Here is a 12433-nt window from a genome sequence, read left to right on the forward strand (position 1 = left end):
ACAAACGGACTCGGCAAAGGCAAGCCTCCTGTTGTGAGCGGGCAGCAAACCAATGGTTTAACTTGAATGAACGTTCAAGTTAAACATGAATAGGGAACTAGAGACTAATCGCCGGGCTAAATGGCACGTTTCATACACTAGCCTATGGCTGGGTATGACGTTGCCTGGCGCGCATTCGTTCAGTGTTGCCTCGAACCCTGTGGAAGCTTACAAACCCTTCTTCATATCCATTCACGCCGGGCCGAAGATTGCTGGTTGCCGCCCGAATATCCACATGCCTATAGTCCGACATCGCCTACAACCAGTACGGACTCATGATCAAAGAACAGCTGTCCCGCTTTCATCGTCTCGACCTGCTCGGTCATCCGACACCGCTGGAAAAACTTGAACGCCTCTCCCAATGGCTCGGCCGCGAGGTCTACATCAAGCACGACGACCTGACGGCCTTGGCACTGGGCGGCAACAAGCTGCGCAAGCTTGAATACCTGGGCGCCGACGCGTTGGCCCAAGGTGCCGACACCCTCATCACCGCTGGCGCGATCCAGTCCAACCATGTCCGCCAGACGGCTGCCTTGGCCGCCAGGCTGGGCCTGGGTTGCGTGGCGCTGCTGGAAAACCCCATCGGCACCGACGACAGCAATTACCTGGGTAACGGCAATCGACTGCTGCTTGACCTGTTCGACGCGAAAGTCGAATTGGTGGATAACCTGGATAACGCCGACGAACAATTGCAGGCCCTCGCTGGCCGCCTGCGCAGCAACGGGAAGAAACCCTACCTGGTGCCGATTGGCGGTTCGAACGCCCTCGGCGCACTGGGATATGTCCGTGCTGGGCTGGAGCTGGCCGAACAGATCAAGGACACCGGTATCGATTTCGCCGCCGTCGTGCTGGCCTCGGGCAGTGCCGGAACCCACAGCGGCCTGGCGCTGGCCTTGAGCGAAAGCCTGCCCGCGCTTCCGGTCATTGGCGTGACGGTTTCCCGTAGCGAAGAAGATCAATTCCCCAAGGTCCAGGGCCTGGCCGAACGCACGGCGCAGCTGTTGGATGTCGCCGTCCCGCAAGCCTTCAAAGTGAACCTGTGGGATGAATACTTTGCTCCCCGCTACGGCGAACCCAGCGCCGGCACGCTGGCGGCGGTCAAGCTACTGGCGAGCCAGGAAGGGCTTTTGCTCGACCCGGTCTACACCGGCAAGGCCATGGCGGGCCTGCTCGACGGCATTGGTCGCGACCGCTTCGACGAGGGCCCGATCATCTTCCTTCACACCGGTGGTGCGCCGGCATTGTTTGCCTACAACGCGGCGTTTTGAGGTCAAGAGAACGATCCATGTGGTTATATAGGGAGGATTTAATATTATTTTCCAACCTATAAAAGCCACCCTATAGTCTCGCCGCAGGCGCATTTGCCGCGAGACGTCTTGGCTGCTTTAAGGCAGGATGTGGCAATCTTTTCGGAGCGCGGCGACGCCTTTCCATCCAAACGATGTCTTCTAAGAAAACACAGGGGCTTGTCATGAATTTTTCCGCATTACGTCGCAACCTGCTGGTGGGTTCGCTGGGCCTGGTACTGGGCGCCGGCCTGCTGGGGCAAGCGGTTGCCGGTGAGCAACTGCAAAACATCAAGGACGCTGGTGAAATCAAGATCGGCCTGGAAGGCACGTACCCACCGTTCAGCTTCGTTGACGCCGACGGCAAGCTGACCGGTTTCGAAGTGGAATTTTCCGAAGCCCTGGCCAAGGAGCTGGGTGTGAAGGTCAAGCTGCAGACTACCCCATGGGCAGGCATCCTCGCGGCACTGGAATCCAAGCGCCTGGACGCTGTGGTCAATCAGGTGACCATTTCTGAAGAACGCAAGAAGAAATACGACTTCTCGGAGCCGTACACTGTTTCCGGCATTCAAGCGCTGGTCCTGACCAAGAAAGCCGACGAGCTGAACATCAAGAAAGCCGCTGACCTGGGCGGTAAAAAAGTCGGCGTTGGCTTGGGCACCAACTACGAACAGTGGGTCAAGGCCAACGTGCCTACCGCCGATGTACGCACTTACGAAGATGACCCGAGCAAGTTCCAGGACCTGCGCGTTGGCCGCATCGACGCCATCCTGATCGACCGCCTCGCCGCGCTGGAATACGCCAAGAAAGCCAAGGACACGACCGCCGCCGGCGAAGCCTTCTCTCGCCAGGAGGCCGGTATCGCCCTGCGCAAAGGGGAGCCTGAGTTGTTGGCCGCCGTGAACAAAGCCATAGAAAAACTGCGCGCCGACGGCACGCTGAAAAAACTGTCGGAAAAATATTTCAACGCTGACGTCACCCAATAATGGAAGCAGCTCTTCAACTCGCGTTGGACTCCGCGCCCTTCCTGCTCAAGGGCGCGTATTACACCGTCATCCTCAGCCTGGGCGGGATGTTCTTCGGCTTGTTGCTGGGGTTCGGCCTGGCGCTGATGCGCCTGTCTCGTCTCAAGGTGGTCAACTGGATAGCCCGCGCCTACGTGTCGTTCTTTCGCGGCACGCCGTTGCTCGTGCAGTTATTCCTGATCTACTACGGGTTGCCGCAGCTGGGGGTCGAGCTGGACCCGCTTCCAGCGGCGCTGATCGGTTTCTCGCTGAACATGGCGGCCTATGCCTGTGAGATCCTGCGGGCCGCCATCAGCTCCATCGAGCGCGGCCAGTGGGAAGCGGCGGCGAGCATCGGGATGACCCGTGCCCAGACTCTGCGTCGGGCCATTTTGCCGCAAGCCGCGCGTACGGCCCTGCCACCGCTGGGCAACAGCTTCATCTCCCTGGTCAAGGACACCGCGCTGGCGGCGACTATCCAGGTGCCGGAGCTGTTCCGTCAGGCGCAATTGATCACCGCCCGCACCTTCGAAATCTTCACCATGTATCTTGCCGCCGCGCTGATCTACTGGGTTCTCGCCACCGTGCTTTCGCACTTGCAGAACGTATTGGAAGCTCGGGTCAATCGGCACGACCAGGAGTCCTGACCCATGATTGTCGTGGAAAAACTGACAAAGCAGTTCAAGGGTCAGGTGGTGCTCAACGGCATCGACTTGAAGATCGAAGAAGGCGAAGTGGTTGCGATCATCGGCCCCAGCGGTTCGGGCAAGACGACCTTCCTGCGCTGCCTGAATTTCCTCGAAGAGCCCAGCAGCGGTCGGATCAAGGTAGGCGACATCGAGATCGATGGCAGTCGCCCTTTGAACCAGCAGCAGGGCCTGGTGCGTCGTTTGCGCCAGCAGGTCGGTTTCGTGTTTCAGAACTTCAATCTGTTCCCCCACCGCACCGCGCTGGAGAACGTCACCGAAGGCCCGATCGTGGTGAAAAAGACGCCCCGTGCCGACGCCGAAGCGCTGGGTCGCAAACTGTTGGCGAAAGTCGGCTTGGCCGGCAAGGAAAACGCCTATCCAAGGCGCCTGTCCGGTGGCCAGCAACAGCGCGTGGCAATCGCCCGGGCGCTGGCGATGGAACCGGCGGTGATCCTCTTCGACGAGCCCACCTCGGCCCTCGACCCGGAACTGGTGGGTGAAGTATTGGCAACCATTCGTGGCTTGGCCGAAGAAAAACGCACCATGGTCATCGTGACCCACGAGATGGGCTTCGCCCGGGATGTGGCAAACCGCGTGGTGTTCTTCGACAAAGGCGTGATCGTTGAACAAGGCGAAGCCAAGGCATTGTTTGAAGCACCGAAAGAAGAGCGTACCCGACAGTTCCTCAGCAAGTTCCTCTCAGCCGGACACGGCACGCACTAAAGCAGCACAATGTCGTTACTTCCAAGGATGGAAGTAAGACAACTTGCAACATCCCACATTCAAAGCAAAACGTGAACTTCCCGCCTTTACTTATCCAGCCAAGTTAGAAAGTTATTCAGTCGCGCCTCGACTGAGATCAGCCTATCCGCACTCTGCAAAGCCTCGAACCCCAACGCCCGAGGAAAAGTACGACCAGAACAACGTATTCTTAACAGCAATGCGTAGGACATTTCTGAAGCCTGACATTATCAACTTTTGCGCAAGCGCTTCTATTGACACTGAAACTCTCCAACCTTTATCTAGACGCAAACAGGCGAAGCGCTTTACTTATCTTCAATAAAAATCAACGAGCATCCTAAAACCAAGTAACGCGGCAATTATTCACGTCTTCGATATTTCCGGAACGTAGTGCGTTTAGACATCAAGGAGAACACCCATGACATGTACGTCGCATACCCCTGAGTTGCCCGCGCCCACCTTGGCCAGCAGCGGCATCAATATCACCAGCGCCGCGCACCTGGAGGTCGTTGTAGCGCCCTACCCCGGCATGGATCCGGGGGATCTGGTCGAATTATTCTGGGACAACTGCTACGTCGGCTCCCGCCTGCTTACAGAATCGGACCTGCGCGCAAGCATTTGCCTGCGGGTACCGGAGAGTTTCATTGTCAACGGGACCTCCCGCGTCCACTACCGCGTCATGCAAATCGGACGCGGGCCGGCGCTGTCCGCGGCGCGACAGGTTCAGGTCAAGCTGGACTGCCCCGGTGGCCAACCGTCGGCCTTGACCGGTGATGAAAACCAGAGCCTGGCGCCGGTGCGGATCCCGGAAACCATCCGCCGCCAAGGCGTGAACCCGAACCAGATCAGACGTGGCGTGCCGGTGACGATCGAGCCCTACCTGAACATGGCCGCCGACGATGCGATTACCGTGCGTTGGGGCGACGTGCGCATGGACCTGCCAAGGATCAAGCCTTGTGAAGTAGGCCAACCGGTCCACGTCTGGGTTCCGCCGGAAGTCATCATGGAAGCGGGCGAGGACCTGCGTCTGGAAGTGACCTATTGCATCATCGACCGGGTGGGCAACAATTCCCGCTGGGCTCCGCCGCGTACGTTGAAGATCGGTTGCGCCAACCCGTATATGAAGAATCCGCCGACAGACCTGCTCGTGGCCGCTGAACCGCGACGCCGGGCGCCGTGACGTTTCTCTTCCGTAGTCGTATCTGGGCAGGCCACGCCGGTATCACATCCAGCCTATGGTTATTCCTAAAAGTTAGTTCAAAAATAATATCTGCGCGTTTAGGGTATATAAACCGGACCACCGGACATTCTTGATTTTGGTCGCCGCTTCATCGCGGCGTTTTCTTGAGATGTGAGGTGGGTATGGTACGGAACACAATCACCCCAATGCAGGGCGCCAAGGCACTGCGTGCAGCCACGGAGTGGCTGTGATGTCCGATCTGGCCCAGGCAAAGGTCCAGAGCGACCTGGACATCGCCCCATCATTGCTGCCGGCGCAGGTGCTGCGCACCGATGCCGAAGCAATCAAAGCTGCCCATGAACTGGCGCAATTGGCGCGCCAGCAAGCTGCGCGTCGCGACCAGCAACGCAAGCTGCCCTGGTCGGAAATTGAGCAATTCACCCGCAGCGGGCTCGGCAGCATTGCCGTGCCCCGCGATTACGGTGGCCCGCAAGTCTCCTGCGTCACGATCGCCGAGGTGTTTGCGATCATTTGCGCTGCCGATCCGGCCCTTGGTCAGATTCCCCAGAACCAGTTCGGCGTGCTCCAGCTGATTCTTGCCACGGGCACCGAGCGGCAGAAGAGATTGCTTCTCCAAAGCGTGCTGGAGGGCTGGCGCATCGGCAATGCCGGACCGGAGCGCGGCACCCGCAACACCTTGGAACTCAAGGCACGGATCACGGCCGACGGTGACGGCTATGTCATCAACGGGCAGAAGTTCTATTCCACCGGTGCGCTGTTCGCCCATTGGGTCGCCGTCAAGGCCTTGAACGAGGGGGGTCGCCAGGTATTGGCCTTCGTGCGACGCGGCACACCGGGCCTGCGGATCGTTGATGACTGGTCGGGCTTCGGCCAGCGCACCACGGCCAGTGGCACGGTGCTGCTGAACGATGTGCGGGTCGACGCCGAGCTGGTACTGGACAACTGGCGCATCAACGACACGCCCAACGTGCAAGGAGCATTTTCGCAACTGATCCAGGCCGCTATTGACCTGGGCATCGCCCGCGGCGCCATCGACGATGCCATCGACTTCGTGCGCAAACGCTCGCGCCCCTGGATCGACGCCAACGTCGAGCGGGCCAGTGACGATCTGTATGTCATCGCCGATGTCGGCAAGCTGAAGATCGAACTGCACGCCGCCGAGGCTTTGCTGCGCAAGGCCGGGCAGGTGCTTGACCAGGTCAATGCCGCGCCGATCACCGAACAGTCCGCCGCCCGCGCCTCGATAGCCGTCGCCGAAGCCAAGGTCCTGACCACCGAAATCGCCCTGCACGCCAGCGAGAAACTGTTCGAGCTGGCCGGCAGCCGCGCCACCCTCGCTGAATTCAACCTTGATCGCCACTGGCGCAACGCACGGGTCCACACCCTGCACGACCCCGTGCGCTGGAAATACCACGCGGTCGGCGATTACCGCCTGAACGGCACCTTGCCGGCCCGGCACTCCTGGATTTGACGACCCCGACTCTGGAGCAGCACATGACGTTTTCCCCACACGTCGCGGTGATCACCAGCGATGAACAAGCCTTGATTGTCGCCAGCGACCTGGCTGATGACTTCAAACGCGACAGTGCCCTGCGCGACCGCGAACGGCGTCTGCCTCTTGCGGAGCTGGAAGCGTTCACTCGCGCGGGCCTTTGGGGCATCAGCGTGCCCAAGGCCTACGGCGGTGCGGGCGTATCCAACGTCACGCTGGCCAAGGTCATCGCGCTGATCGCACAGGCCGATGGTTCGCTCGGCCAGATTCCGCAAAATCATTTCTATGCATTGGAAGTGCTGCGGGTTAACGGCAGCGAGGCCCAGAAGCAACGGCTGTACGCCGAGGTGCTGGCCGGCAAGCGGTTCGGCAATGCCCTGGCGGAACTCGGGACGAGGACGGCCCATGACCGCATCACCCAACTGCGTCGCGACGGCGAGGCCTATCGCATCAACGGCCGCAAGTTCTACGCCACCGGGGCGATCTATGCCCAGCGCATCCCCACCTCGGTGGTGGATGAAAACGGCGTGCAGCAATTGGCGTTCGTCCCGCGCAGCAGCAAGGGCCTGACAGTGATCGACGACTGGAGCGGTTTCGGCCAGCGCACCACCGGCAGCGGCTCGGTGGTGTTCGAGGATGTCCTTGTCAGTGCCGAAGACATCGTGCCCTTCCAGAGCGCCTTCGAACGCCCAACGCCGGTAGGCCCGTTGGCGCAGATCCTCCACGCCGCCATCGACGCCGGCATCGCCCGCGCCGCCTATGAAGACGCCCTGCATTTTGTCCGCAGCAAAACCCGTCCGTGGATCGACGCCACCAGCGACGTCGCCACCCAGGACCCGCACACTCTTAAAAGCTTTGGCCACCTGAGCATTCGCCTGCATGCCGCCGAAGCCTTGCTGGAACGCGCCGGTGAACTTCTTGACCGCGCCCAGGCCGACACGAACGCAGAAACGGTGGCGGCGGCCTCGATCGCCGTGGCCGAAGCCCGGGCCCTCAGCACTGAAATTTCCCTCGCCGCCGGCAGCACGCTGTTCGAACTGGCCGGCAGCCAGGCGACCCTGGCCGAACATGGCCTCGACCGCCACTGGCGCAACGCCCGAGTGCACACCCTGCACGACCCGGTGCGCTGGAAATATCACGCGGTCGGCAACTTCTACCTCAACGATGAAAAACCGCCGCTGCGGGGGACGATCTGATGGCGGCCGGCAAGAAAAAAATCCTCCTCAACGCGTTCAACATGAACTGCATCGGGCACATCAACCACGGTCTGTGGACCCATCCAGAGGACACTTCGACCCAGTTCAACACCATTGAATACTGGACCGGGCTGGCCCAGTTGCTGGAGCGAGGTTTGTTCGACGGGTTGTTCATTGCCGATATCGTCGGGGTCTATGACGTTTACCAGCAGTCCGTGGACGTCACGCTGAAAGAATCGATTCAACTGCCGGTCAACGACCCGTTGCTGCTGGTATCGGCAATGGCCGCAGTGACGAAGAACCTCGGCTTTGGCCTCACCGCCAACTTGACCTACGAACCGCCGTACCTGTTCGCCCGGCGCATGAGCACGCTGGACCACCTGAGCCGCGGACGGGTTGGCTGGAACATCGTCACCGGCTACCTGGACAGCGCCGCCAAGGCCATGGGCCTTACCGCGCAGGTCGAGCATGACCGGCGCTACGACCAGGCCGACGAGTACCTGCAAGTGCTCTACAAGCTATGGGAAGGCAGTTGGGAAGACGACGCGGTCATCAACGATCGCGAGCAGCGGATTTATGCCCGGCCAGAGAAAGTGCACAAGGTCCAGCATCAGGGGGAGTTCTATCAGATCGAGGGTTATCACCTCTGCGAGCCCTCGCCACAGCGCACGCCGGTACTGTTCCAGGCGGGCAGCTCCGAGCGGGGCCTGCAGTTCGCTGGGCGCCATGCGGAGTGCGTGTTCATCAGTGGCCAGAACAAACCGGCGACCAAGGTCCAGGTGGACAAGGTCCGCGCCAGCGCCCTCGCGGCTGGGCGCCATGCCGAAGACATCAAAGTGTTCATGGGCCTGAACGTGATCGTCGCCGAAACCGAAGCGGCGGCCTGGACCAAGCATGCCGAGTACCTGGGCTACGCCAGCGCCGAGGCCGGAGTGGCGCATTTCTCCGCCTCGACGGGCATTGATTTTGCCGAGTACGAACTGGACGAACCGATCCAGTACGTGAAGAGCAACGCCATCCAGTCCGCCACCAAGACCCTGCAAAACAACGACTGGACCCGACGCAGATTGCTGGAGCAACACGCCTTGGGCGGTCGCTACATCACGGTGGTCGGCTCGCCCGAACAGGTCGCCGATGAGCTGGAATCCTGGATCGCCGAAACCGGCCTCGACGGCTTCAACCTGACCCGCATCGTCACGCCGCAAAGTTACCTGGACTTCATCGACCTGGTGATTCCCGAGCTGCAGCGACGCGGGTCGTACAAGACCGAATACGACGATGGCACGTTGCGGGAAAAGCTGTTTCACGGGGGGGCTCATTTGCCCGAACAACATACCGGCTCAACCTACCGCCACAAAGGCGCATCACTCAATTAATCGATGACTGGAATATCCGACATGACCAAGCACTTCCTCACTCTGCCAGTCAGAACCCTGGCCCTGGCTTTCGGCCTGTTCAGCTCGGCATTGTTCGCCGCCGACGCCCCGTTGAAAATCGGCACCACCGCTGCGTTCGCCATTCCCTTGGAGGCCGCCGTCGAAGAGGCCGGCAAACAAGGCCTGAAAGTCGAACTGGTGGAATTCAGCGACTGGATTGCGCCTAACGTCAGCCTCGCTTCGGGCGACATCGACGTGAATTATTTCCAGCACATACCGTTCCTGGAGAACGCCAAGGCCGCCGCCGGTTTCGACCTGGTGCCGTTCGCACCGGGAATCATCAACAACGTCGGCCTCTATTCGAAGAAGTACAAAAGCTTCGACGAGTTGCCCGAAGGCGCCAGCGTGGCCATTGCCAACGATCCGATCAACAGCGGACGCGGTTTGCAATTGCTGGCCAAGGCCGGGCTGATCCAGCTCAAGCCGGGCGTCGGCTACAAGGCCACCGAAGACGACATCATCGCCAACCCAAAGAAGCTCAAGATCCTGCAAGTCGAAGCCGTGCAGTTGGTGCGTGCCTATGAAGACGCGGATCTGGTACAAGGTTATCCAGCCTACATTCGCCTCGCGAACACCTTCGACGCGACGTCTGCCTTGCTCTTCGACGGCCTCGACCACAAGGAATATGTCATCCAGTTCGTGATCCAGCCCAAGAGCGAGAACGATCCAAGGCTGATCAAGTTCGTCGACATCTACCAGCACTCGCCTGCCGTTCGCGCGGCCCTGGACAAGGCCCACGGCAAGCTCTACCAAGCCGGCTGGGAAGGCTGATCATGAGTGCCGTCAACGCTCGACTCCGCCATGAAGCCCCCGCGCCCCACATCGCCGACCAGGCCGAGCTGCATCCAGAACTGAACCATGCCCATGTGCGCTTCATCGGCCTCGGCAAAACCTACCCTGGCACCCAGGGCCCGGTGGCCGCGCTGCAAGGCATCGACCTGGCGATCCAGCGCGGCGAGGTCTTTGGCATCATCGGCCGCAGTGGCGCGGGCAAGTCCTCGCTGATCCGCACCATCAACCGCCTCGAACAACCCACCAGCGGACGGGTGCTGATCGATCAGGTGGACATCGGCGAGTTCGATGAAGATCGTCTCGTGGAGCTGCGCCGGCGCATCGGCATGATCTTCCAGCACTTCAACCTGATGTCGGCCAAGACGGTGTGGCAGAACGTCGAGCTGCCGCTCAAGGTTGCCGGCGTGCCCAAGGAACAACGTCTGCACAAGGTTCGCGAATTGTTGGAACTGGTCGGCCTGCAAGGTAAGCACGGCGCCTATCCGGCGCAGCTCTCGGGCGGTCAGAAGCAGCGTGTCGGGATTGCCCGGGCGCTGGTCCATGACCCGCAGATCCTGTTGTGCGACGAGGCCACCTCGGCGCTCGATCCGGAAACGACTCAATCGATCCTCGGTTTGCTGCGTGAGATCAACCAGCGGCTGGGCCTGACCATCGTGCTGATCACCCATGAAATGGCGGTCATCCGCGAAGTCTGCGAGCGGGTGGTGGTGCTCGAACAAGGACGGATCGTCGAACAAGGGCCGGTCTGGGAAGTCTTCGGCGACCCGCAGCATGACGTCAGCCGCACGCTCCTGGCGCCGTTGCAGCACGCACTGCCCGACGAACTGCAAAGTCGCTTGCAACCCCACCCGACCTCCGCGGACGCAGCCACTGTACTGCGCCTGCAATTCACGGGGCACAGCGGCGACGAACCAGACCTCGCGGCCCTGTTCAGTGCCCTGGGCGGACGGGTACGGCTGCTGCACGGCGGCCTGGAAAGAATTCAAGGCCACGGGCTGGGGCAGTTGCTGCTGGCGGTGAGCGGGTCGTCATGGGGCGCTGATGAACTGCGTCAACGTGCGGGCAACTGGGCACAACGGGTGGAGGTGTTGGGTTATGTGGTTTGACCGATTGCTGCAGGGCTTCATCGACACGTTCCTCATGGTTGGCGTGTCGTCGCTGATCGCGTTGCTGGCGGGCATTCCGCTGGCGGTGATTCTGGTCACAAGCGGCAAGGGCGGCATCTATGAGGCGCCCGCCTTGAACAAGGCCCTGGGCGGGTTTGTGAATTTGTTCCGCTCGATCCCCTTCCTGATCCTCATGGTGGCGCTGATTCCGTTCACCCGATTGATTGTCGGCACCACCTATGGCGTATGGGCCGCGGTGGTGCCGCTGACGATTGCCGCCACGCCGTTTTTTGCGCGTATCGCCGAAGTCAGCTTGCGGGAAGTTGACCATGGCCTGATCGAAACGGCCCAGGCCATGGGTTGCCGGCGCTGGCACATCGTCTGGCATGTGCTGCTACCCGAAGCGCTGCCCGGCATCGTCGGCGGCTTTACCATCACCCTGGTGACCATGATCAACTCATCGGCCATGGCCGGGGCGATCGGCGCCGGAGGCCTGGGTGACATTGCCTACCGCTACGGTTACCAGCGTTTCGACAGCCAGATCATGCTCACGGTGATCGTGTTGCTGGTGGCATTGGTGGCGATGATTCAATTGGGCGGGGATCGGTTGGCGCGGCGGCTGAACAAGCGCTGAGAGGCGAAACATTGTGGGAGCGAGCTTGCGGTATAGTCGTCAAACACTCCCCATCCAAAGCCAGCGACCATGAAACACACCGCCGACGATCTGCAGTCCATCACCGCCACGACCCTTGGCCATTACAACGCCGTGGCGGAGAGTTTTCGCGAAGGCACCCGCGATCATGACGTCAGCCAGAACATCGACGCCCTGCTGCGACACATCCAAGGCCAGGCGCCGTTCCATATCCTCGATTTCGGCTGCGGCCCTGGGCGTGATCTTCGCACCTTCACGGCCATGGGCCATGTCGCGGTGGGCCTCGACGGTTCGAGCGAATTCGCGCGCATGGCCCGCCAGGACAGCGGATGCGAGGTGTGGCAACAGGATTTCCTGCAACTCGATCTGCCGGCGGAGCGTTTCGACGGGATCTTCGCCAACGCCGTCCTGTTCCACATCCCGGTGCAGGAGCTGCCGCGCGTGCTCAAGCAATTGCACGCCACGCTCAAGCCCGGCGGCGTGCTGTTCAGCTCAAACCCCCGGGGCGAAAACCAGGAAGGCTGGAACGGCCAACGCTTTGGCGCGTATCACGACCTTGCGGCCTGGCGCGTGTCGCTCACGCAGGCGGGTTTTGTGGAGCTGGAGCATTACTACCGGCCGGCGGGGCTGCCGCGAGAGCAGCAGCCTTGGTTGGCGAGCGTATGGCGTAGACCTTGAATCTCCACTGTGGCGAGGGGATTTATCCCCGCTGGGGGGCGAAGCGCCCCCAATAGCCGCTGCCTCGGTGTACCTAACTGATTGCATCGCTTGCATGGGGGGCGCTTCGCACCCCAACGGG

General features: G+C 61.0%; 12 protein-coding genes. All 12 read left to right on the plus strand.

All coding sequences use genetic code 11. The annotated features are described in order from the left end of the window. Positions 1–314 precede the first annotated feature (314 nt). Positions 315–1307 (plus strand): D-cysteine desulfhydrase, encoded by a 993-nt coding sequence (locus ACLK1G_RS16865; protein WP_420766443.1) that lies wholly within the window; start codon positions 315–317, stop codon positions 1305–1307. A 203-nt stretch (positions 1308–1510) separates the two neighbouring features. After that, positions 1511–2311 carry a cystine ABC transporter substrate-binding protein gene (gene tcyJ, locus ACLK1G_RS16870; RefSeq protein ID WP_420766444.1) on the plus strand — a complete coding sequence of 267 codons (801 nt, stop codon included), beginning with the start codon at positions 1511–1513 and terminating at the stop codon, positions 2309–2311. Beyond that, positions 2311–2976 carry a cystine ABC transporter permease gene (gene tcyL, locus ACLK1G_RS16875; protein WP_420766445.1) on the plus strand — a complete coding sequence of 222 codons (666 nt, stop codon included), beginning with the start codon at positions 2311–2313 and terminating at the stop codon, positions 2974–2976. The genes tcyJ and tcyL overlap by 1 nt, the downstream gene beginning before the upstream one ends. A gap of 3 nt (positions 2977–2979) precedes the next feature. Then, positions 2980–3741: an L-cystine ABC transporter ATP-binding protein TcyN gene (gene tcyN, locus ACLK1G_RS16880; protein ID WP_420766446.1), complete on the plus strand. Its 762-nt coding sequence runs from the start codon at positions 2980–2982 to the stop codon at positions 3739–3741. A gap of 436 nt (positions 3742–4177) precedes the next feature. Next, complete coding sequence (locus tag ACLK1G_RS16885) at positions 4178–4939, plus strand: hypothetical protein (RefSeq protein WP_420766447.1); 762 nt, start codon at positions 4178–4180, stop codon at positions 4937–4939. A gap of 250 nt (positions 4940–5189) precedes the next feature. Further along, the gene (locus ACLK1G_RS16890) at positions 5190–6431 is read left to right on the plus strand and encodes an SfnB family sulfur acquisition oxidoreductase (RefSeq protein WP_420766448.1); all 1242 of its coding nucleotides are present in this window, start codon (positions 5190–5192) and stop codon (positions 6429–6431) included. 23 nt (positions 6432–6454) lie between these two features. Continuing rightward, positions 6455–7648 carry an SfnB family sulfur acquisition oxidoreductase gene (locus tag ACLK1G_RS16895; protein WP_420766449.1) on the plus strand — a complete coding sequence of 398 codons (1194 nt, stop codon included), beginning with the start codon at positions 6455–6457 and terminating at the stop codon, positions 7646–7648. Continuing rightward, on the plus strand, positions 7648–9024 hold the full coding sequence (locus ACLK1G_RS16900) for an LLM class flavin-dependent oxidoreductase (protein ID WP_420766450.1): 1377 nt from the start codon (positions 7648–7650) through the stop codon (positions 9022–9024). Before ACLK1G_RS16895 ends, ACLK1G_RS16900 begins: the two co-directional genes overlap by 1 nt. A 21-nt stretch (positions 9025–9045) precedes the next feature. Continuing rightward, positions 9046–9855, plus strand: coding sequence for a MetQ/NlpA family ABC transporter substrate-binding protein (locus ACLK1G_RS16905; protein WP_420766451.1), 810 nt, complete (start codon positions 9046–9048; stop codon positions 9853–9855). A 2-nt stretch (positions 9856–9857) separates the two neighbouring features. Next, positions 9858–10982, plus strand: coding sequence for a methionine ABC transporter ATP-binding protein (locus ACLK1G_RS16910; RefSeq protein ID WP_420766452.1), 1125 nt, complete (start codon positions 9858–9860; stop codon positions 10980–10982). Further along, complete coding sequence (locus ACLK1G_RS16915) at positions 10972–11616, plus strand: methionine ABC transporter permease (protein WP_420766453.1); 645 nt, start codon at positions 10972–10974, stop codon at positions 11614–11616. Before ACLK1G_RS16910 ends, ACLK1G_RS16915 begins: the two co-directional genes overlap by 11 nt. Before the next feature lie 69 nt (positions 11617–11685). Beyond that, the gene (locus tag ACLK1G_RS16920; RefSeq protein ID WP_420766454.1) at positions 11686–12312 is read left to right on the plus strand and encodes a class I SAM-dependent methyltransferase; all 627 of its coding nucleotides are present in this window, start codon (positions 11686–11688) and stop codon (positions 12310–12312) included. The last annotated feature ends 121 nt before the right edge of the window (positions 12313–12433 follow it).

This window comes from Pseudomonas algeriensis (assembly GCF_048847255.1).
GTDB lineage: Bacteria > Pseudomonadota > Gammaproteobacteria > Pseudomonadales > Pseudomonadaceae > Aquipseudomonas.